We start from the raw sequence: 21,224 nt of genomic DNA, 5'->3' as shown, positions 1-21,224 counted from the left end.
CCTACTTCGTGACCCAGGGATTGGCTGCCGGTGCAGCTGGCACTAGGTCGGCGGGTTCTTCGGGCCGAGGGCTGTACTTCTTTATGGATGCCTCCACCGTTTCCTTGTGGGGTCCGGTGTACCAGGGCGTCGTGCGGACGAGCGTGGCGGGTGCGCCGGAGGCGAGGACGACGGCGCGGCCACGGTCCAGTTCGGCGAGGTTGGAAACGTCGAAGATGCGTTCCTTGCCCTCCTGGCGGGAGCGGCTGGAACCAGACTTGCCTGAGGAAGTGGAGACGTTGATGTAGCTGTAGTCTCCGATCAGGTCCGAGAGAGCACGGAGGAAGCCTTCTTCTGCGACGCCGCCGCCGTAGACCTTCACGTTCGCCGCTGACCAGATTTTCCGCATGTTCGCCTCTCCCCACAGCTCCACGCCCTGGGACCAGGACTGCAAAATCCCCATGACAATCAGGCCCTTGGAGCCGTAGTGGCTGAACTGGTCCGGCAGGGATGCCCAGCGGACGACGTTGGCCAACTCATCGAGAGCAAACAGCGCCGGCTTCGGGAGCCGGCCGCCGCTCCGCTCGGCTCGCTCTTCCATGGCCTCAGCTATGGCCACCGTCAGCGCTGTGGTGAGCGGTGCGGCTGAGCCGGCACCTTCCTTGGAGAGGATGTAGATCGTCTCCTGCGACGCAGCGAAAGCATGTGGGTTGAATTGGCGGCGGGCATCCGTGGCCACGGTTGTCCCGCCGGTCGGAGCGACCCAGCGCAGCGTGTTCCGGCTCTTGAGGCATTGGATCATCTTCTCGGCTGTGCCGAAGATACCGTCACGTTGCTTGTCAGCCAGTTCAAGTGTGGATTCAAGGCCCTTGTACTGCAGCTCGTAGTCGTGCTGTTTCAGGATGTTGATCGGTTCGCGGTTCACCTGTTCGGTGACCCAGATGTAGACCTGGGTGATGGGCAGGTCGCCGAGTGCGGCGGCGAGGAAGTACGAGGACAGAATGTCTTCGGCCTTGGGGTCGAAGTAGGCGTCGGGCTTGGACCCGGGGACGCGGGAGCCGACCGAGAAGTGCTGGGTGAGTTTGTACGCCTTCTCCTCGTCGGTGACGTAAGAGAGTGGGTTCCACCACCAGTTCGGTTCTTCCTGGGCGATCTTCTGCGGATCGAACACCCACACCGGGGCGACGGCCTCGCGGACGCCACGGGTGCCGTCCACGACGTCGCGCTTGTTCGACGTTGAAACCACGGCACCGGGTGCGTCCAGAATGGCGGGCATGACCCGTGAGGTCGACTTACCGGTACGGGGACCCCAGATATCGAGGGACAGGTCTTCCCAGGACTGGATGAACTTCTGCCCCGTGGAGACGACCTTGCCGACCACGATGCCGGGAGTATCAGTGACACCCAGACGCTCAGCGGTCGCCTTCGCTCCCTTCTCCGAGAACGCGGCCAGCGACTTACCTCGTCCAAGGTACCGGGCGGCCTTATCGACCCGGGCACGCTTGGACGCACCCTTCCGCCAGGCCACCAGGACAACAATGGTCAGGGCCAAAACCACGCCAGCCAGCAAGCAGACCACAACCGTAGCCTCCGTGGGCCACGGCACACGGCCCTTGGCCAATCCGGCGATCAGATCAATGGGATGGGCTGGCGGGGCGGCGATGCCTGCCATCCACGACCCGAGATGCAAGGCACCGTAGGTTCCGCCGCCGAAGACGACGATGAACCCGATGGCCAGCCACACCAGCAGTGCTTCACCCATGCCCATCCCTTTGCGGTTTGGTGCGCTCACAGGGCGCCTCCTTCCATGGGCAGAATTGGTGCTGCCGTCTCCAGCAGGGTTTCCGGGGCAGCATGCCACTTGCCGTCGGTGTCGTTGACGCCTTCCGGGCCCTTCTCCAAGGACGTGAGACCGACCTGGACGGGGATCCCGGGACGGCCACCGACCTTGATCAGGAACTTTCCCCGGCCCGGAGGTTCAACGTCGACGCCGCGAGAGTCCCACGCGGGCGGGTCCTGCCAGCCAATGAGCTTCTGCTGCTCCTGCCGGGACAGCGGAATGGCCGAGGTCAGCAGCGGCATCTCAGAGGCAGGGAGGCCGCCGCAGATGACCATGCCGGAGCGTTCGACGAAGCCGCGCGCTTTCATCCGGTCCTCTTCTGCCGGCAGGGCCAGCAGGTCAGACATGGTGTGGGAAATCATGATCTGCCCAACACCTACGGAGCGGTTCAACCGGGTCAGAGCGTCCACACGGTCGACCATGCCCTTACCGGCACGAAGCGCCCGCCACAGCTCGTCCAGGACCACGAAGTAGTTCCGGCGCGGTTCCAGACCGGCGTCCGCGAGAACGTTGGCAACGTTGACCGTGCCAAAACCGTAGGACCAGCACGCAAGCAGGACGGCTGCCTGCAGGTCTGTCTCGGTCTCGTCAATGCTGGAGACGTCGAAGACCACGGCACGGTCTCGCTTCATTGGCTGGCTGGTCTGGCGGGAGAAGATTTCTCCCAGCTTCCCGCCACCGGTCAGACCGAGCAGGGTTGCCTCCAGCGCCCGTGTTTCCTGCAGGTAGATGTTCATGTCGCCACGGTCCAGGGCGACCTGTCGCAGCTCGTCAGGAGCGGAGACAATCACATCCAGAAGGTCCTTCAACACCGGGATACCGTCAAAGCGGTCATCGAGGACCCGCAAGGCCCGGTCCAGGATCGTTTGTTCCTGATCGGTGGGCGGGTTGTTGCGGCTGATCGTGATCAGCGAAACGACCATCGTCAGGCGGCGGCCGTGCGCGTCGGCACGGACGCGCGCGGCGTCCTCAGGGTGGCCGTTGTCTTCAAGGAGCTGGGCGGCTTCAACAGCCTGGCCCGGGTCAAGGATGTTCAGGTACCCGACACCGCGACCGAGCCGGATGACCTGCCCACCGAGGGCCCGGACGGCTTTGACGTGCTCGCCCTTGAGATCACCAAGGATCAGAGGGTGAACACCTTGTGCGGATAGCCCGATGAACATCCGACGCACCACGGTGGACTTCCCCAACCCGGGCTTGCCCAGGATGAAGGCCGAGGGGTTGGAAATCAGCCGTGCGCGCTGGAACCAGCTGATCGGGTCACAGCAGACCGTGGCCTGTGTTTCTTCGTGGCGCCCCAGCGGGACGCCGATCATGGGCGAGGACGCACCGGAGGAGAACGGCCACAGGCCGCAGACCTGAACCGTCGTTCCCCGGTACTGCTTCACGGAGGGGACGAGCTGGGCCATGCCACCGCCGCGACCGGGCCAGCCACGGGCACCAGGACCGGCAGGGCGAGGCGACTTCTCAGCCTTCTTCGGCTCAGCTTTGACCAGAGTAGTGCTGTGCTTTGAAGAGCGGGTGAAGAGTTTCAGGAGGGCCATTACAGTGCATCCTTAATCTCGGACGGGACCATGCTGTGCTCGGGCAGCACCAAGCCCAAAGGCAGGGACGCGGCGAACACAGTGTCCTGCGCACCGTACGCGGGACGCAGCAACAGCCTGGCGCTACCGGAACTCTGTTCCACAGCAGCCACAGCGTCTGGAAGGCGTTCCCGATCCGTCACGGTCGCGGTGACGACCACACCGAAGTTCACCAAGCCGGCACCTTGGGCTTCTTCCTGCGCGGTCTGTGCCGCTGACCGGGCATCCACCAAGGCACGGGCTGATGGCCGGGTTCCGGAGGTGATACGAACGTTGGCGTTGTTCTGATCCTGTTCCACCACGGCAGCGGCCCGAGCCGAATCCATCGGACGGTACAGCAGGGACACGCGCTTGCGGTCAACGTCCCCGTGCGGGGCCAGCAACCGGGACAGGACCGAGGAATTCACCGATCCACGCGGGGCACCTGTCATGGTCCAGGACGCCGAGAACGCGGAATCGTGCCGGTAGTTCTCCCAGTTGGACTGGTGCGCGGTAGGGCCAACCTCGCCCCAGGTCAGGGACACCGGGGAACCGGCCGCATGGGCTTCATCAATGATCAGCGCTGCGGGAGGATCGTAGGCGATCCTTACGACCTCGCAGAGCTCCTGCGCTGTCGTCGGACGGGCGATCCCGGCCCCGGTGGACTGCAGCCGTGCCGAAAGGCCAGGGATCCGGGAGGCCAGGTCACGGGCGACTTCTTCCGGCGTCCGCTTCTTCGCACCTGTACGGATCGCGGCGTTGAAGGTCAACGACACCCAGGCGCGGACCGTGGCCGATCCTTCCGGGTAGGTGGCCACAACCTCGTTCAGCATCTCCCGGGCGAACGCGGGTGCTTCCGGGTCGATGTTCATCAGCACTTCGTTGCGCAGGCGGTACCCCGAGTCCGGGGCGGTCTCGATCGTGACAGCTGCGGCGTCCAGCCCGGCCTCATCGGCCAGTCCGGCGAGCCAGCCGCCCCAGTTCGCGACCCACGCATCGACTTGCTCAGGGTCAACCAGTGATGCCCCGTCAGGTTCGGTGGAGAAGATCACGGTGAAGTGGCCCGTGGTGGGTACGTGCAGCAGTGCGAACGGGCGCTTATAGGAATCAGTGAACTCGTACAGGGTCGACTTCGCGGCCAACCCGGGGAGCTGGTACATGCCCCACGGCGTTACGCCGAGCGGACCCGAACGGTAGAGATTCGTCCCCGAGGAACGGGAGATCTTGAAAGCCAAACGAGTGCCGGCACGGTCAACAACGGACTGGCCATGCTTGTCCTTGACTGTCAGCAACAGCAAGCTGAGACCGGCAAAGGCAAGGACGCCCAGGCCGACGAACAGGCCCCAAATAGCGAAGCTGATAATGCCCGCCAACAACCCGCCAAAGAAGATGACTGTACTGAGCGCGCTGAGGTTGGCCAGCCCGGCTGAGCGCGGTACGCGCCAGTTGCCGTAGGACGGTTCTTTGTATTCGGTGTTAATTGCTGCCACTGGGGCCCTCCCCGGTTGAATCCTGCGCGGTCTTTTCGATTGCCTGTGACGTCGCGGACGCCACCTTTGCTCCTGTAGCTACAGCCACACCAGCCGGGCCAGCTGCCGCTGCTCCCCCACTGGCTGCGGCCGTCCCTGCACTGGCACCAGTTGCCGCTCCTGCGGATCCAGCGGTTCCTGCCGTGCCTGCCTTGGCTGCTCCAGCAGTTCCAGCAGCTCCGCCCGGTCCCGTAGCGCCCGGGGTAGGTTGCCCTCCCCCTCCTCGTGGGCCGGATGTTCCATCGCTGCCCTTGGGCGAGCTGCCGGTTTGCGTGCTCTGGGTGTTCGATGTGCTTGTTGACGATGAAGGGGTTGGGGACGCGTTGCCCCTGCCACTGCCCCCGCGTCCAAGGGAGACGGCCCCTGTGGCAATGGCACCGACGGCTGCTCCCGCACCGGCACCTCCGCCGGAGGCTACGGCCCCGACCATGGGAGTAACGAATCGCATCAGAGCAGGCAGCGCGAACAACGCCACGATCATCAACGTGAAACCAGTGATGGAGCCGATCAAGGCGTCCTGGCCCTTGCCGCCCATGAGCAGGAATGCGACGGAGTAGACGATGGCTGCGGCTGGTTTGTAGAGGATGAAAGCGATGGTCCAGCCCACTGCTTTCTGGAACCACTGCCTTCCCATCTCCGTATTCGTGAACGCGGATGTGGTCGGAAGAATGCCCGCCAGAATCACCAACATGCCACTGCGAACGACCATCAGTACGATCTGCACGAGAGACGCGAGCAGGCCGATGAGACCCAGAACGATCAGGATGAAAACCCCGACACCTGTCTGATTCGTCAAGATCAACAGCTGCATCGACTCGGCAAAGCCCTTGCCGTCCGTGGAACGGTTGATGATCGCGGCAGAAAAGGCATCCGCCGCGATCACCAGGATCGAAATCACTCCTAGGCCCAGGCCGGATACCAAGGTGAGCGTGACCAAGGAACGGAGCAGGTCCTTTAGGGGTGCTCCGCGCTGCTCCCAAATCAGCCTGATACCGCCGAGGATGACGGCCAGGACTGCCAGAGCCAACGTCCATGGCATCAACTCGCTGTTGACCATTGAAACAACAGGACTGGCTGTAGAGCCATCTTGGCTGGTCAGGTTCACCGTTGGAGTTGAAACCCAGAAGGTGGACAGAGTTGTGACCATCTGGCTCATGCCCTCAAGGATGGCTTTGGCCATGTTGCCCATGGCGTCATCAGTGAGACCGGAGATCCAATCTCCAACCGGGTTCCATACCGGCCTCATGCGCCGCTCCAAGGGATGAATCCTGAAAGATCGCGGATCTGGCGCGGTTCTTCCAGGGGTGCACCGTTGTCAGCGACGACGCCCTTCCAGTCCCCGTCCTGCCAGAGAAGGGTTGTACGGACGGATGCAAGAGCGCCGGTGTCAGCTTTGAATGCGAGCTCTACCACCGCTTGGTTCGCTGTGTATGAAACGTTGAACCCCGCAATCTGAACCTTTACGTTTGTCGGCGGCGCGGCCGTTTGCGAAGCCTTCATGCCTGCGTCTCGGCCAGGACCTTTAGCTGCGAGCTGGTCAGCAATGGCGCGTTCTTTTGAGGGATCGCTGCCAAGGGCCCAGAGGTTCACTGCGGCGTATAGCGCCCCTTGCGGAGAGTGGGCGAAGCAAGACCTCATGCCTTGGTCATCGGTCTTGCCCGGGCCGACTTTGGGATCTGTCGGGGCCGCCATAGTTCCAACGAGTTCCCACTTGCTCGCCGGAGCCTTCCCCAATGCCGTTTCGGCGGACGCTGGCAGTCCGCAGACACTCTTGCCGGACACGGCGGATACGCTGGGTTCAGCTGTGGCGGCACTGCTGGATTCTGCCGGGGCTGGTAGGGCGTTTCCCTGTCCTTTGGGGAGCAGGAAGATCACGACGGCTGCTGCGATCAGCGCGACCACCAGCGCGGCAGCAATGATGAAACCGGGTTTGGTGAACGGATTGCTTTCGGTGGTGCTCTCTGTTGACTGGCTCATAGTGAACCTCCCGTTGTTGGTGCTGGATTAGACGAAGGCGCGGACGATGCCTGCGGCACCGGTGATGATGATGCAGCCCAGCAGGACCCAGCCAAGCTTGGCCAGGGACTGGCCGCCTTCTCCGCGCTGGAGCTGGATGACCATGGTGATGCCGACGATGATGACGCCGAGAACACCTAGGACGAGGCCGATACCGGAGGCCCAGTTCAGGACGGTGAGCAGTCCGCCGGCTTCAGCGGGTACGACCGGTGTCGGGTTCGGGATGGTGCTGGTGGTGATTGCGGTGATCGAGTTCATGATGAGTGACCTTTCAGTGGTTGGTGCTTGGGCTGGTTTCGGTAACCAGGGCGGTTACGTCGGTGATGAAGCGTTGGTATTCGCGGGCCGTTGGTGTTGTGGTGGAGTCTCCGTGCCGCCATGCCTCGACCCAGGGAAGAGTCCAGAGACGGGGCGCTCCCCCGCCGACGATGGCCGTGAAATCGCGGAGCGCTTTGGGTGTCTTTCCCGGCGCGTCCGCGAGGACGGCGAGGCCGAGCAACTCCACAGCAGGGGCGGCACCGGAGGCCCATTGCGTCAAAGCGCTTTGAGCGGCGGTGAGGCCGCGCATGTCTGCACGACAAACCAACAGCACGCGGGGCTTGCTGCCGTCCTGCAGGACAGGCCAGCAGTGCCCGGTCGGGCGTGCTCCCTCGAGCAGGTCAGCGGTGCGGCTTTCACCGGCTCCACCATGGCTCCCGACGACCCACAGAGCGGCGGTGCCGGTGATGGTGCGGCTGGCCAGACGATCTGCGGTGTCAGGTTCGACCATGCCCTTGAGCGGTGTGCTGATCACGGCAGCCGGCGGGACGTGCACGTCAGGTGTTTCTTCTTCGATGCTCTCGGCCGGGCTGGTGACCCAGGGGTTCAGGGACAGTTGCATGGTTCCTCCTTCCTTCCGTTCGGTAGTGACTGTTTAGAAGCCTTCGGCGACGGCGGCAGCTGCGGCCAGCCATGCCCGTTGGGTTGCGGGCTGGAGGGCTTCGTAGCGGATGGGGCCGTTGACCAGGGCGGGGTCGTAGGGAATTCGGACGACTGTCCGGACGAACGGCTCAAATCCGTCAGCGATCCGTTGGGCTTCGGCCTTTGCTCGCTTGAGGGCGTCGCCGGTCATGCTGCGCTTGGCATCGGTCGATTCAGAGACGATGACGACGGCGTTGCGGGCCAGTTCAGCGTCGTGGCCACCACGGGATTCCAGAGTCTGCAGTGTCAGTCTGGCGGCCTCTGCGCGGTCCTCGATAGCGGTGACCGGAACGACCAGCTGGTTGGTGTGGTCGATCATCCGACGCCAGTTCGCAGCCCGGGCGGTGTTACCGGAGTCCATGACCACCAGCCGGTAGTAACGGGTCAGCACCTGGTGGGCGATGTCGACTTCCTCGGCGGTGACTTCGTGGTCGCCTTCTTCGTTCTCATCTGAGCGCAGCACGTCGAACTTGTCTGCCGTCTGGTGGTGCACGAACTTAGCGATTTCGGCTGCGTTCGTGGACGGGGACAGCAGTTCCGTGGAGGAATCGATCAGGTCCAGGACGCTGCGGTTGTGCGCGCCCTTTTCCGTGCGCCAGCCCAGGGTGCCTTGGGATTCGTTGTTGTCCCAGGCGACGGTGGCCGCGCCGCTGTAGCGGGCAAGGATGGCAGAGAGCATCACGACAGTGGGTGTCTTGTTTGCCCCGCCCTTGCGGTTGACCACGGCGATGGTCCGGGGACCGGGCCAGTGCTGGCTCACGGTGCGGATATCTTCGCGTTCGGACAGCTCTTCAGGAGAGGGGTCCATGCGGAAACCGAGCCGGGTCAGTGTCCCCCGCCAGCCCTGTGTGGCTGGCTCCAGGACCGGAGCGCTGACCAGGAACGAGGTTTCCTTCAAGCTGCGCCGTGTTGCCGGTTCCTCAGGACCGGTCACAGCGGCCTGCGGTTCTTTTGCATCGATGATCCGCTGCGTGGTTGAGCTGGCAGGCCCGGAGCTGACCTGGATATCCGTCGTTACATCGGCTTCTACGGGCGTGGGCGGCCACGGCTGGCGGTCCACTGCCGCTGCCGTAGCTTCGACGGTGGCGGGCTGTGCGGGAGCAGGGATCGGTTCCGGGGCCGTTACGGGGACTGTTTCAATGACGGCCGGTGATACGGTCTCGGGCGTGGTCGCGGGGGCCTGGGCCCGGCGGCGTGCCGGGCGCGGCTCGTAAGAGACGGATTCGATCTTGTTGTCCGGGTGCACGATCAGTTCGCCGTGTCCTTCGGGATCCTCGATCTGGACCCGTACCGGGCGCTGCAGCGTCTGTGCTTCGCCCACGACGAGGGCGAGGGCGTTGTTCCGGAGGTCTTGCAGGGTATCCCCGTCGGGGACGACGCGGGAGTTACCGGCGACGACGACTTCGGCGGTTCCGTTGTCGCGGACGATGGCCTTGATGTTGGGAAAGGCCAGGACCTCAGTTGATGCAGTACTCATGAACTTTCTTCCTTTACGTGTGAGAGGTGAAGAGGGGTTACCTCTAGGACGCTGGTGGTGTCAGCCGATTGATCTTCCACGGGGCGTCCTTCCCCGTGCGGAGCAGCTGCAATGTGTAGGTCCCGGCGTCGGTCGGGACAGTGGCGATGACGCCGTAGCCGTTGGCTTCATCGACGGTCAGCTTGGCCGGGCCGGTGACGCGGCTGGCTGGAATGTTCGCCGGATCCACCGCTGAGTAGTCGGCGGTGGCCTGCGGGGTGAGCCAGCGGGCAAGATCATTGGCCCACTGTTGTTCCTTGGCCGTCGGGCGGGCGAAGTCGGCCATGGCCTTCTGCGCGACGTCCACGGCCTGATCCTTGCTGGCTTGATCCCAGGAGATGCCAATGGTGGGAGGGACGGTCCCGCCCGGTGCTTGTGGGCCGCTGTCGACGCTCAATGAGACCGGAGCTGAGGGCGTGGCCGTGGTCTCCGTCGGTGCCGGTGTGGTGTTAGACGCTGGTGCGCATCCGGCGCACAGCAGAGCTACCGCTGCAATGAGGGCCAGGGGCTTTTTCACTTCTTCTCCTCTTGGTTGGGCAGGTACAGGAACGCGGAGGGAACACTGCTTTTGACGGTCCGGGTGTAGTAGTTGTGGTCATCCGGGGGCGGGTTGCCGTTGTAGCCTTCCTCGACGTAGGTCCCGTCGTCTTTGACTTCCTTGACCACGGCCACGTGGCCGAACGTCGGGTCCGATCCCCCGGTGCCCGGGGCGTACCAGACGACAGCGCCAACGCGGGGTGTCTTACCGGAGGGCCAGCCCTTGGCATCCCAGCCGGCCTTCCACGTCAAAGCAGAGCCGAGACCCTGCCCGTCCGGGCGGAAGGTCCCGTTGAGGAACTTGAACGGTGCACTGGTGGAACCCATCTGCTGGTTCACCCGCCACAAGGCGAAGTCCACGCACTCGCGGTAGAACATGCCCAAAGGCGAGGCAGCAGCTGAGCCTGCCCCGACCTGCAACCAGGTCGGAGAGTCCTTCCAGGGGTAGTCATCTCCGGCTCCGGACTTGCCCGGGATCCCGCAGTCGCTTCCTTCAACGGAGAACTTCCCGTCCGAGAGGGCCTGGACGATTTTGACCGCTTCGGGCCAGTACTTCTGATAGTGGTACGGGTCGGCGTTGCGCTGGACCTTGTTACCGGCGATGGTCGGTTCCAACAGCTCCCAGCCCGGTACAGCCTGCAGGGCCTTGATGAAGTTCGTGGCACTGATGGTCGGGTCCATGCGGTCCCTGTAGGAGCCCCACGCGCCGTTGTCGCGCTGCTGGAACAGGCCACGGGAATCCGGGCCGGGACCGTCCCCGTAGTCCAGGACACGCAGCCCCGACTCCCCCAGGGCAACCATGATGCTGATGGTCTGGCCCTTCACTGAAAGGTTCAGCGCCTTGCCTGCTCCCATGACAGCGGCGGCGTTCTTCAACTGCTCCGCTGAATACCCATCAACCTTCGTGTTGCCGTCAACGACAACCGACACCGGGCCGCAATCAGCTGCAGCAGGTTTCGCCGGTGCCAGCAGCAGGACGAATGAGAAGATCAGCCCAAAGAACAGGCTGGGGACGGCAATAAGAGCCAGGAGACCCAGCGACTTACGCCGCATCAGGGGCTCCAGCTGCAGGCATCCAGAGACGGAAGTGCTCCAGGCCGTCCTCGTCGTGTGTAAACAGCAAAGCATTCACGGTCCACACTGCACCGAACGTGTTCTTCACAATCCATCCCCTGGGTACTGCTTCCATATCTACTGCCCCCAGCTGCACTAGTAGCGCCTGTCAAACTGCCCAGTTGGGATGCCGTGGCCGGGCTTGTATTTCTTGTTCTCGTAAAGGAGCCTGGGCGCGCTTCCCATTCACTGGCATCTCTACAGCTACGCCGTCGAACGGGTGCCTGGGATCTAGCAAGTGAACAGTGGGCCGCATAACGCCTCCTTAGTGGTGAGGGCCGGAGATGAATGTGGGTGAATAGCTCCAGACTAGCGAATAGTTTAACTAACCGCTAATCTGATGAGGTCTCTTGGGTGGGGATGCGGCAAAATAAGAACCATGCCCCGCTACTCCCGCCCTAAAATCCCATCCAGTACAGAGCGGGCAATTAGCGTGTTCAGCAACTCAACAAAAGTGGCCATTGTTGGCTACCTTGCTAAATCGGGGCCGGCCACCAGGGGTGAAGTGGCCAAGGGGCTGGAAATTGGGGTCCCGACGGCACAGAACAACCTGGTGCAACTGGAGGCCGAGGGGGTACTAATGGCGGATCCGCCGGCCTCAGAAGAGCGGAATGGCCAGCGGGTCAGGTACACCGTCGACGCCGATGAGGTGGCCCGACGCTACTCCATCCTGGGTCGGGCACTTGGCCTCGACGAAGTCCAACCTGAGGACTAGCGGCGCGAGCGAATCCCAACCACAGGCAAGGCATCCGCTCGCGCGAGAGCGCCGCCCCCTGACCGCCGGGTGGGGGTAAATCAAATTGCTGGATCGTAGGCACGCCAATAGCCTACCTTGAGCATGCTCAAGATAAAAAAGCATGCTCAACATGAGTGTGCCGTGAGTGTTCTAGTCGTCTTCGTCCAGGATTCTGGCTATCGCTTGGAACTTCTCAGGTGAGACGCCCTTGAGGCTACGGGCAGCGAATTTCTTCACTCTCTTCTCGCGGAGCGTCTTTAGCGACTTGAGCTGCTTTTCGATGCGTTCGGGAATCTCGGTCTCGAAGTCGTTGAGGTACGCGGGGTTCACCCCGAAGAAGTTGGCCAAGGCCGTGAGCAGTCGTTCATCCGTCACGGTGGCTCCGGTGCCGTCACGCATGTACAGCCAGCGCGAGCGAGACAGAGTCACGCCTTGCTCTTGCAGGCCTCGCCGGATGTCTTCAAACTCGTAGGGCTCTCCCCCACTGGCCACCATCACGTCGAGCAGGAGATTCAGCCGCTCCGACAGGGTCTGACGCCAGGCGTCCCGCGCTTCGTTGAGGTTGGGCGCCACCGTTATGCTCCGAGCAACGACAGGCTAAGCAGGTATGCGAGCCATGCGACGACTCCAATGGCGCTTCCCCAGAGCGACTGGGCAACGTTCTGGCGCTTCAAGGCTGCTCGTGACCAGATAAGGGCCGGCAGCACAATCAAAGCCGCGAACCACAGTGGAGACAGCGATGTTCCGAGGCCCAGCACGATGCCGGTGAAGATGACGGTGTGCACAGAAATGTTCCACCGTGACCGGCCCAGAGCGATGAGCGTTGCTCCGACGAAGAAGGCGATGCCGTTGGCGATGAGCAGCGCAGGGGCTCCCAACAGGGCCGTCACGATCAGGCCAAGGCCAAGCACGCCCGCGCAAGCCATGAAGCTCCTCGTCTTCCTGCGCTCTTCTGGCCAGCCCAAGGACTTGCCGATCCGCGGAAAGACCAATACGCCAAGGAGGATCACGACTGCCAGTGCCGCCAGGGTGGAGACGAGGGCGGGAACGGATCCTGGAGCGCTGATGGCCGTTGCAACCGCTGCCGCCAGGAGCAAGACCGCAGGGTGGAGAATCCGGCTAACGGCTTCTGCCGCAGGTCCTGGGCTGGTTTGCTGGTCAAGCATGTGTGTTAACTTCCATCGTTCGAATTGTCGCCAGTTCGGCTTCAGAGAGTCTACCTTCTAGGGTTGCATCCGATTCAAAACAGTCACGTATTTCGACGCCCCTTCGATGCCTTCGCATGGCGGGGTCCCGGCTCATGATTTCCATCAGCCGGCCGCGGTACGGCCAGATGACGTACTGGTCAATTTCCGGTTGCAGCTTGGCCCACACCGGGCAGAGGTTCCAGAGCTCCCGCCGGGCGATGAAGTCCTTCCTGGCGGAGCCCAGCCACCGGGGAAACGTGGGGATCCCGATGGCCAAAGCGAAAACAATGGCGGCGCTGGCTGTGAAGATCCGTTCCAGCGTTCCGAGGATGTCGGGTGGGGATCCAACCAGATCGGTCAAGGTGATTGTGGCGTGGATCAGCGCGACGGCTAGGGCAAAGCCGGACCCAAGGGCTACGAATGCCAGCGACCGACGCCGGCGCAAAGACTTGAGACGCGGTCTGTAGCGCACACTCAGGCGCATCGCGGAAAAGGCCACTGTGGCAAGGTGCGCAAGCATCAGAAGGCTATAGGTGGCGACCAACGGATTGCTTTCGTATTGCCGCATACCCGAACTGCTAAACGACGGAGCTGCCAGGATGAACAGCATCACTTGGCCGCCATAGCTGGCCGCTGCTATGACGCAAGCAAAAATGACGGGACGCTTTAGTTGCGAAGGGGCCATGGCCCGCCAGATGCCTATATGCATTGAGAGCAGGGTCGCCGTCAGGAAAGCCCGCTGGGCCAAGGCAAGGTAGTTCACACCTCCCAGGGCTGCATCCACGGCATAAAAAATCGGCTCGACAAGGAAGATGGCGGTGAGCGAGCCAAAGAAGCTGCCGTAGATCCACGAACCATGCATCCGGAGACCCCGGGAAACATACATCGCCGCGGACGACAGCAGAAGAACGAAGGCGGCAATGATCAGGACAACACCAGCGAGGGTCAACCGATTACATCTCCAAAGCCCAAGATCTCTTCTTCCCTCTTTCCGGAGCGGATTTGGGCATAGAGGTGGTCCGCCAGCAGCTCCGCCTCTGCTTCGATCCCGGTCCGGAGCTTGGTGTGCCTCCATCCATGGAGCACCTTCCGCGGGTCTAGATCCGGGAAAACGACAGCCAATTCCTCCCCCGTGAGAGGCTCAGGATCATGTTGAAGCAGAACGTGCGAGATCTCGTGCAGGATGTTCATCTCGCCGGCGAATTCTGATCGGTCGCCCACATGAAATAGACGGTTTACGTCCTCGCCCTCATGCCAAAAACCTGACATGTCCACATCCAGCAGGTCATCCCTCCGCGAGAGCTGGATGGGCCTCTCCGTAACCAGTTCAACAAACCGCAGGAGCTTGTCCAGGCTTAGAGGCGACGGCAGTTCCAGTATCCGGGTGAAAGCGGATACTCTGCGGGCTGCTCGACGCCTATCCAGCCCAGAGGAGGCGAATCTCCCGAGGCGGCCAAGGTGCCGCTCTGCAAACTGACTGGATGATGCAATAGGATTTGTCTTGAGCATGATTAACTCTTAACAATCATGATCAACTTAGTATGGAAATGAGGAAGTACATATGTCACATCCTAACTACGGCAAAAGCAGGCTGGATTGACGCGTATGGGTTTGCCAGCTTTTCGAGCTAGCAGAGTGGCCACCACGCGCCGCACGCCTCACATGAAAGGCAATGGGCATGCATTGCTAGCATCAGCGATCGTCGGCGACCGCGGTTTAGTCACCGTCACGCGCTCCGGCGCATGGAAGCTGGCGGTGGCATGCCCAATGCGGGTCCGCATCCCAAGCTGTCCATCATCGGGCACGCCGACGCTCTGGCGTCATGGCAAACCTCCATGCAAGGGCTCCGCCACTTAACTCTGTTTCTTCAACACGCCGGAGGGTGTTTCTGTTTCAATGCCACTGCCAGAAGGCGCGCGATGGTAGTTTCAGTTTCAGAGATGGCCGGTTGTACAGCAGCCGCCAACTTAGGGCCAGGTGGCACTTGGTTCGACCAATCTATTGAAGTAGCGGCGGCTTCCGCGGCCCAGTTCAAAGGACAGGGATGATGGCTCCAGTTACACGTACAGGCAGACGCTCCAAAGGCGACCGCAAATTCGTCGGATTCCGCATCGCAACTCCCAAAGCGGATGCAATGGACCAGATTGCAAAGGCGGAGGGTTACCAGTATGTAAGCGACTGGCTGTCCGATTTGGTTGAGGAACGCCTGGCCAACACCAAGCTGCACGCAGTTCCCCAGCAGGAGGAGTTCCCGCTAGGGCGCTTAGCCTCATAACGAGGAAGGCCCGCACTAGGCGGGCCTTCGAAGCTAGTGATTTACATTCTGGATTGCTTCCCGGCGCTCAGATTGTAAATCGTGAAGGTTGATCCTTTCAGATCTACCTTTGTCTTGCTATGAAACCGGTCTTGGCGGGCCGGCCCTTTGTTGTCCCTCTGACAGGACCTCCTCGAAAGGATTGTTCTCATCGTACAACAGCACGCTCGCGTGCTGCCAGCAGGCAAACCTGCTGGCGTGTCCCGCGACCATTCCCTGGCCTCCGAAGCCGCCCAAGCGTGGGCCGCGCTTGCGCCTCTTCTCGCAGGTCAACCCCGTATTCGGCTGTCCCGAGACGGCGGTAAGACCTATCCCCAAAAGCACGAACGCGCGCTGACTGAGACGCTCCCCACTTTTCCTGCGGCGGTCCGGATCTTCGGAAAAGACGGCACCTGCTCGGCCATCTTCCTTGACTTCGACTCCTCTATTGCAGGAATCGACTGGGTAGAAGCGGATGTGAAGTCCCTCCAATCGTGGCTTCACAACTGTGGCGCCCGGTGGATTGAAGATCACTCCCCCAATGGTGGCCGGCACGTTTACATACCCCTGGAGACAAAGGTTTCCTTTTCCGAGGCCCGTGACGTTGTCGAGGCACTTGGCACGCGATACCGGACATTGGATAAATCACCACACCAAAACCTTCTCCACGGGTGCATGCGCACACCAGGATCACCCCACAAACGTGGCGGGCACCAAGAACTCGCCATGAGCCTCAGCATGGCGTACGACGTTGCCCGACGCCCAAACAAGGTTCAGGTCTGGGAAGCAATACGCCAAGACTTGAACGATGAAATCACCAGCGTACGGGCCCTGAGACTGGAGCGGCCGTCATCCCCGGACAATAGAGATCCGGGAGCACCGCAGATGATCGGGCGGATGTCCAGGGCAATGCAGCAGATGGCGCTGTCGGGCCTTTACGACGCGAACCGGTACGCCTCCGACTCAGAAGCCCGTCAGGCTATCCTGACAGCCGCGGCCGCCGCAGGAATGAAACTCGTCGACGTACAACGACGGGTCCTCCAAGGTGTTTGGCCCGGACTGGCATCGTTCTACGCCCGCTACACCTCCCATCACCGTCTCCCATCCTTGAAACGGGACTGGAACAACGCGGTCGACTACCTACGAAAAAACCAAGGCTCAAGGACAGGGAATAACAATGCCCGTAAATCCCCCACAAGCCAGCCAAGTACACAGCCCCCACTAGGAACCTCGACAGACTTAGATCCCGGCAGCGAGCACCGCTACTTGCGATCCTGGAGAAACGCCCTGCTACTGCGGGAGCCCGCCTACGCTAGCTCCCGAACTGGTCTGGCACGTCGAATGGTTCTAAGAGCTCTGGGAGCGGCAGCCCATATGACAGCATCCCGATTTGTTGAGTTCGGTGACCGCTCAATTGCCGTGGCGACAGGGCTGGATCATACGACCGTCGGCTCTCATTTGAGGGCTCTGCGTGCTGAGAGTGATCCGTTGGTGACGTTGGTAGAACGTGGCCGGGGAACCAAAGGTGACCTGTACATGTTGACGATCCCTGAAGGCCTCCGTGCAGCAGCCGAGGATCTAACGTGGCGAAAAGGAAAGATTCACTCGCTCAGGCCGGTTTTCAGGGAGCTGGGCTTGCCCGCAGCGTTCGTCTACGAAGCGCTGGAGAGCACGCCAGGGCTCACAACGACGGAATTGGTCGTTCAGACAAAGCTGTCCAGAACTGCCGTGAGCGAAAGCCTCGAGGTCCTGGCAGCTTGGAACATGATTTCCAGGAACGGCGCCCGAGCCTGGATGATCGTTGCCACGACCTCTCTCCAAGAGCTTGCAGAATGCTTCGGTGTGGTGGACGCTGTAGCTGCCCAACTTCAGAGATATCGTATTGAACGAATCGTTTGGCGGGAGTGGCTCTCAAAGAACGTGAACACAGTCGCGGAGTTCCTCTCCCCCACGGACGATTACCCATGGGAAACCTTTGAAGGGCCACCAGATGAGTGGAGCCTAGCCGACATGGCCTTCACGAGAGCGACGTGACGCAGGAATCGGCTCCTGTTCAGGAAAACAAGACGGTAAAGCTACTCGTACCCCAGTATTTTCGCGCCATAAGGGACGCCATAAATTCCATTGGAATGCATACCATAATCGAAGCAGGATAGAAACGTAGGCCGGTCGGCAGAGCGGGTTGTCCCTTCCCTGGCGACCGGCCATGAAGCTAGTCTTTGAGATAGAGTCTGTAGACGGTGGAAACGAGTGCACTCCTAGACGGCGCATTGAACTCGACGACCTTCTCATCAAGCCAAGCAGTCTGATGCCCATCCAGTCGCACTTGGATCTGGATACCGGCTTCCCCGCGTCGGCGAGGCACCCGGCGGGGCATGCCTGACAGCGACGGAGTAGTTTCAGGCCTGAACTCCTTAGCGATACTCGCTTCCGACACAGAGTCGAAGGCGTCCAGAAGAAGATCTGCGTATGTTGTTCGCTGTGAGTGCAAGGCTTCTTTCACGGTGGCTAGGAGATCCGGGGCCAGATATACGCCCACATTGCGCAGGGCGCCCAAAACGACCTCGGAGGCTTTGGTACCTGAACTTGATGAGACGTCCTTGCGTTGACTCGTCGAGGCCTGGCTTGTTTTGGATGCTGGTTCTTGGGTCCGGTTCATTCCTTCGATCGCACCGACATGATCCGTAGACATGAATTCCGAGGAAGGAGCGGTTGATTCGGCCTCGGACTCCTGGGCTAGTTCGGGAACTACCGAAATGCGCGTCGACTCCAGAGACCGGTCTGGAATTTCTGGCGTATCCGGAGCTTTCCGCCGCTTAGGGGCGAGGATTCCTTCGAGCTTCGCGCCGCGAGGTGCTGAGGGCGCGAATGCGCTTGCGAGGTTTGGCCGATTGCTGCTCATACGAGCTCCTCGCTTTCGATCGTGTTCAGTCGTGCCAGGATTTCGCCTGTCAGCTGCTCGAACTCTTCTGCCAGTCCCCCAGCATTACGGGAAAAGAAACCATCCGTGGGCTTCTCCCCCGCCCGGAGTGCCTTGAGGCGTTTCTTTTGAGCATCCGTAACTGCTCCCTCAAGTTCGTGGAAAAGTAACCCCTTACGCCGGGCGTCTGCACTTGCACTTTCAAGACTACGGATCCTTGTTTCGAATACTGGGGCTACTTCTCCAAGCATCTCAGCGAGGGTGTCTCTTACACTGCGCTCAAGTCTCATCGACCGTGGTCCGACGCCAAAGAGCACAATGCCGGCTAGCTGCAGCGCTGGGTTCCGGTCCCGCACGGCCATGAACCGCCGTGCGATACGTTCTACCCCGTCAATGCTGGCGTCATCTGACTTCGTTGGAATCACGACGGCGCTTGAGATGGCGAATGCTCCCTCGACCAACACCCTCTCCCCCGGTGGGGTGTCAATCAGGATAAGGTCATAATCGTCGGCCAACGGCGCCAACACTGCGTAGAGCATGTCACCGAAGTCGGCTGCGTCCGAGCGACTGGAACGGGAAACCATTAGACCCTGGATGTCTTCTAGTTCTTGACCACCCGGTATAACGTCGAGGTTCTCTCGGACGTTGTGAAGTACAAGCGGAGTGGTGCCTGCGATCAACGCTTGGAACAGCTCGCGTCCGTTCTGTCGCTCATATCCAAGGTCCCTGGCCAGATCTCCCTGCGGGTCCAGGTCCACCATTAGGACTCTTGAGCCTGCAAGCGCTACGTAGCCACCAACGTTGGCCGCGGTAGTAGTTTTGCCTACTCCCCCCTTGCCGTTGGCGAAAGAGATCACACGTTCAATTGCCCGTGCTCGATTCTGTGTGAAGTTTGCCGGTGCGTGTAGCGAAGATCGTGGCATTTGTTCTAACTCTCCTACTGGTCTGGCACTCTGCCTTCCACTCTATGGGTTGCACCCTGTTCGGCAGGGCAGTGACACACGCGTTTTACCCAGTCTGTCGTTCGGTTGTTGCTCCTGCGATGTCAAAAGCTAGCAGCACTACCTTGCATCACGTGATGCACTCCGTACTCTTACTCATTTTGTGCAACGTGGATTTATAAATGGATTCTTTAGTTGCACGACAAGCTGGTAAATCTATTCAGTTTTATGCTGTTTTTTCGGTGGGATGACATGCCGTAGAACTCGTTTTAGGGTCATCTATAGATCCCATTGCTCACCGCATAGGTTGCTGGCTGACACTAACACTTTATTTAACTGCAAGTATTTACGTTCGAGGAAAAGCGAGGGTTCCCATAAGAATTATGGCAGTCGTTATGGCATGACTGCTCATGTACACCCGGATGGCCTGCCAGGCTACGTAGTCAGTAAGGCCGCTTCGGGTGCCAGGAAGAGAGGTCTGACTCCCTAGAGACGATCCAGATCAGTCGATGGGCAAGGCAGGCCCCCGATTAGTCTGAACCTCGCTCAGGCGCGAGGCGAGCATTCCCATAGTCTTTATGGCACGTGTTATGGCATAACGGATCGGGGGCCGCTTTTCCATACCTGCCCATTAATTCTTGGGTAGTGAAAGACAGCCGTCTTCTCTCTGTGAGGATCCAACTTGGACTCAGGGGTCCGTCTTTCCCCATCTGGCGTGAGCCGACTGCCGGGTGATTTCCAGAGTGGAAGCAATTGCGGACCAAGGAAGTCCCACGGCGCGACTCTTGCTCACAGCGTTGTCCAGCCTTGCTTTGGCCGTTCGAATAGACCTTTGGGCAGCCAGCAATTCATCGATGACCGACGACGCTTCAGCGTGAGCCCGCCACTCCACCTTCATGGCATCTTCGGCGGCGACCGGGGGAGTGGCGAATCCCAGGAATGGAACGTAAGCTCTGTGATCAGCCAGATTCGCTTCCGACTTGGTCGCGACTCTCGTCCAGAACCTGCCCTTCCACCCGCAATTGCAGGACGCCTGCCATCCAACAACATGGTCGTCATCGATAACTTCATGGTCGCGCTTTTCGGCGTCTCTTGGAAACCTTCCGGTGATGCCTGAAACGAGAAGGCCAGATTCTCCCACTTCATGGGACAGACGTCCGTCTGGCGCGACCATGGAGGCCGTACCCTCGTGGCGGCCATCGCCTAAGTCCCACTGCACTGCATGTTCTCCTACTGTTGCTTGCGGTCAGGATATCCTGACAGCGACCCAAGTCTTCTCGGCGCAACGCGGGCGGACTGTTGTCTTGGAAATCTAAAGATTTCCGAGACAGCCGTAGATGCCGGGAAACGTCATCGATGAATGCCGGAAACTCAGGACGCGCTTTGTCTCTTAAAGATGCCTCACCGTGAAACGTCTTAGTTCCGCTAGGTAGGGGTATTTTCAAGGCAGAATGAGGCGCATGAGATTACTGGGGTACACGAGGGTAAGCACGGCGTCCCAGGATGCGCAGCTGCAGCTGGACTCGCTCACCGCCTCGGGTGTGCAACGACGTGACATCTTCTCTGATGTGACTTCCGGCAGCAAGAACGCAAGGGAACGGCCGGGGATGAAGAAACTCCTTGAGTACGCTCAGACTGGAGACACTGTGGTGGTGTGGCGGGTCGATCGTTTGGGGCGTTCCTTGGTGGATGTATTGAACACGGTGGATTTGCTGCGCGACAGGGGAGTGGAGCTCCGCTCGATCTCTGATGGCATCGACCCGGCAACCACTACGGGCCGGCTGATGCTGAATATGCTGGCCACTTTGGCAGAATACGAACGCGAACTGATCACCGAGCGGGTGAATGCCGGCATTGCCGCTGCCCGGGCCGGGGGGACGAGGTTCGGCCGGCCAGTGATGGACCCTGCGGTTGTGGCCGACAAGCTGGCCATCGTCAAGGAGGCCCGGGCGAAGGGTAAAACAGCTGCAGAAGCCGCTGGCCTGGTGGGGTGGAGCCGGGCGACCCTCTATCGTCACCAGCAAACAATCCAGATTGAGGCAGCTATAGCCGCGAGTGACGGGGCAGTTCGGTGACTCTCTGGGAAGAAAGGGCT

General features: G+C 60.9%; 22 protein-coding genes. 4 read left to right on the top strand and 18 right to left on the bottom strand.

Features of this window, described 5'->3' with window-relative positions; all coding sequences use genetic code 11:
* Nucleotide 1: 1 nt before the first annotated feature.
* The 11 genes from HAV21_RS17300 to HAV21_RS17250 are packed head-to-tail and all read right to left on the bottom strand — an operon-like array spanning nucleotide 2 to nucleotide 11,128.
* Nucleotides 2-1,771, bottom strand: a complete 1,770-nt coding sequence (locus tag HAV21_RS17300; protein WP_166842582.1) for a type IV secretory system conjugative DNA transfer family protein — start codon at nucleotides 1,769-1,771, stop codon at nucleotides 2-4.
* Entirely contained in the window at nucleotides 1,768-3,363 is a 1,596-nt protein-coding gene (locus tag HAV21_RS17295; RefSeq protein ID WP_166842581.1) for a DUF87 domain-containing protein, read from the bottom strand. The genes HAV21_RS17300 and HAV21_RS17295 overlap by 4 nt, the downstream gene beginning before the upstream one ends.
* Nucleotides 3,363-4,871, bottom strand: coding sequence for an SCO6880 family protein (locus HAV21_RS17290; RefSeq protein WP_142940344.1), 1,509 nt, complete (start codon nucleotides 4,869-4,871; stop codon nucleotides 3,363-3,365). Before HAV21_RS17290 ends, HAV21_RS17295 begins: the two co-directional genes overlap by 1 nt.
* Nucleotides 4,858-6,156, bottom strand: coding sequence for a hypothetical protein (locus HAV21_RS17285; protein WP_142940345.1), 1,299 nt, complete (start codon nucleotides 6,154-6,156; stop codon nucleotides 4,858-4,860). The genes HAV21_RS17290 and HAV21_RS17285 overlap by 14 nt, the downstream gene beginning before the upstream one ends.
* A complete protein-coding gene (locus HAV21_RS17280; RefSeq protein WP_142940346.1) occupies nucleotides 6,153-6,887 on the bottom strand; it encodes a hypothetical protein in 735 nt (244 codons plus the stop codon). Before HAV21_RS17280 ends, HAV21_RS17285 begins: the two co-directional genes overlap by 4 nt.
* Nucleotides 6,888-6,914: 27 nt before the next feature.
* Entirely contained in the window at nucleotides 6,915-7,184 is a 270-nt protein-coding gene (locus tag HAV21_RS17275) for a hypothetical protein (RefSeq protein WP_011777317.1), read from the bottom strand.
* Between the two features lie 13 nt (nucleotides 7,185-7,197).
* Complete coding sequence (locus HAV21_RS17270; RefSeq protein ID WP_142940347.1) at nucleotides 7,198-7,806, bottom strand: DUF6668 family protein; 609 nt, start codon at nucleotides 7,804-7,806, stop codon at nucleotides 7,198-7,200.
* Between the two features lie 33 nt (nucleotides 7,807-7,839).
* A complete protein-coding gene (locus tag HAV21_RS17265; RefSeq protein ID WP_142940348.1) occupies nucleotides 7,840-9,363 on the bottom strand; it encodes a chromosome partitioning protein ParA in 1,524 nt (507 codons plus the stop codon).
* 43 nt (nucleotides 9,364-9,406) lie between these two features.
* Nucleotides 9,407-9,919, bottom strand: coding sequence for a hypothetical protein (locus HAV21_RS17260; protein WP_142940349.1), 513 nt, complete (start codon nucleotides 9,917-9,919; stop codon nucleotides 9,407-9,409).
* Nucleotides 9,916-10,992, bottom strand: coding sequence for a CHAP domain-containing protein (locus HAV21_RS17255; protein ID WP_142940350.1), 1,077 nt, complete (start codon nucleotides 10,990-10,992; stop codon nucleotides 9,916-9,918). Before HAV21_RS17255 ends, HAV21_RS17260 begins: the two co-directional genes overlap by 4 nt.
* On the bottom strand, nucleotides 10,982-11,128 hold the full coding sequence (locus HAV21_RS17250) for a hypothetical protein (protein ID WP_160147684.1): 147 nt from the start codon (nucleotides 11,126-11,128) through the stop codon (nucleotides 10,982-10,984). The genes HAV21_RS17255 and HAV21_RS17250 overlap by 11 nt, the downstream gene beginning before the upstream one ends.
* 357 nt (nucleotides 11,129-11,485) lie before the next feature.
* Here HAV21_RS17250 and HAV21_RS17245 point away from each other — a divergent pair, with 357 nt between their 5' ends.
* Complete coding sequence (locus HAV21_RS17245) at nucleotides 11,486-11,767, top strand: helix-turn-helix domain-containing protein (protein ID WP_142940351.1); 282 nt, start codon at nucleotides 11,486-11,488, stop codon at nucleotides 11,765-11,767.
* A 171-nt stretch (nucleotides 11,768-11,938) separates the two neighbouring features.
* Here HAV21_RS17245 and HAV21_RS17240 read toward each other — a convergent pair whose 3' ends face one another.
* From HAV21_RS17240 to HAV21_RS17225, 4 genes are read right to left on the bottom strand one after another with little or no spacing between them, the layout of a single operon-like run.
* Nucleotides 11,939-12,361, bottom strand: a complete 423-nt coding sequence (locus HAV21_RS17240) for a hypothetical protein (protein ID WP_142940352.1) — start codon at nucleotides 12,359-12,361, stop codon at nucleotides 11,939-11,941.
* 2 nt (nucleotides 12,362-12,363) lie between these two features.
* Nucleotides 12,364-12,954 (bottom strand): hypothetical protein, encoded by a 591-nt coding sequence (locus tag HAV21_RS17235; protein ID WP_142940353.1) that lies wholly within the window; start codon nucleotides 12,952-12,954, stop codon nucleotides 12,364-12,366.
* Nucleotides 12,947-13,924: a hypothetical protein gene (locus HAV21_RS17230; RefSeq protein WP_142940354.1), complete on the bottom strand. Its 978-nt coding sequence runs from the start codon at nucleotides 13,922-13,924 to the stop codon at nucleotides 12,947-12,949. Before HAV21_RS17230 ends, HAV21_RS17235 begins: the two co-directional genes overlap by 8 nt.
* The gene (locus tag HAV21_RS17225; RefSeq protein ID WP_142940355.1) at nucleotides 13,921-14,484 is read right to left on the bottom strand and encodes a hypothetical protein; all 564 of its coding nucleotides are present in this window, start codon (nucleotides 14,482-14,484) and stop codon (nucleotides 13,921-13,923) included. Before HAV21_RS17225 ends, HAV21_RS17230 begins: the two co-directional genes overlap by 4 nt.
* 535 nt (nucleotides 14,485-15,019) lie before the next feature.
* Between HAV21_RS17225 and HAV21_RS17220 the strand changes: the two genes are divergently transcribed.
* Nucleotides 15,020-15,250 carry a hypothetical protein gene (locus HAV21_RS17220; protein ID WP_243753352.1) on the top strand — a complete coding sequence of 77 codons (231 nt, stop codon included), beginning with the start codon at nucleotides 15,020-15,022 and terminating at the stop codon, nucleotides 15,248-15,250.
* 237 nt (nucleotides 15,251-15,487) lie between these two features.
* Nucleotides 15,488-17,302: a MarR family transcriptional regulator gene (locus HAV21_RS17215; RefSeq protein WP_238703515.1), complete on the top strand. Its 1,815-nt coding sequence runs from the start codon at nucleotides 15,488-15,490 to the stop codon at nucleotides 17,300-17,302.
* 178 nt (nucleotides 17,303-17,480) lie between these two features.
* Here HAV21_RS17215 and HAV21_RS17210 read toward each other — a convergent pair whose 3' ends face one another.
* The 3 genes from HAV21_RS17210 to HAV21_RS22055 form a co-directional block, all read right to left on the bottom strand.
* On the bottom strand, nucleotides 17,481-18,170 hold the full coding sequence (locus HAV21_RS17210; protein WP_142940357.1) for a hypothetical protein: 690 nt from the start codon (nucleotides 18,168-18,170) through the stop codon (nucleotides 17,481-17,483).
* On the bottom strand, nucleotides 18,167-19,045 hold the full coding sequence (locus HAV21_RS17205) for a ParA family protein (protein ID WP_165450224.1): 879 nt from the start codon (nucleotides 19,043-19,045) through the stop codon (nucleotides 18,167-18,169). Before HAV21_RS17205 ends, HAV21_RS17210 begins: the two co-directional genes overlap by 4 nt.
* A gap of 772 nt (nucleotides 19,046-19,817) precedes the next feature.
* The gene (locus HAV21_RS22055; RefSeq protein ID WP_208097039.1) at nucleotides 19,818-20,348 is read right to left on the bottom strand and encodes a hypothetical protein; all 531 of its coding nucleotides are present in this window, start codon (nucleotides 20,346-20,348) and stop codon (nucleotides 19,818-19,820) included.
* A 241-nt stretch (nucleotides 20,349-20,589) separates the two neighbouring features.
* Here HAV21_RS22055 and HAV21_RS17195 point away from each other — a divergent pair, with 241 nt between their 5' ends.
* Nucleotides 20,590-21,204, top strand: coding sequence for a recombinase family protein (locus HAV21_RS17195; RefSeq protein ID WP_142940359.1), 615 nt, complete (start codon nucleotides 20,590-20,592; stop codon nucleotides 21,202-21,204).
* Nucleotides 21,205-21,224 lie beyond the last annotated feature (20 nt).

The sequence above is a fragment of the Paenarthrobacter sp. MSM-2-10-13 genome, from assembly GCF_011605365.1.
Classification (GTDB): Bacteria; Actinomycetota; Actinomycetes; order Actinomycetales; family Micrococcaceae; genus Arthrobacter.
This window is presented reverse-complemented; position numbering and strand designations above follow the sequence as displayed.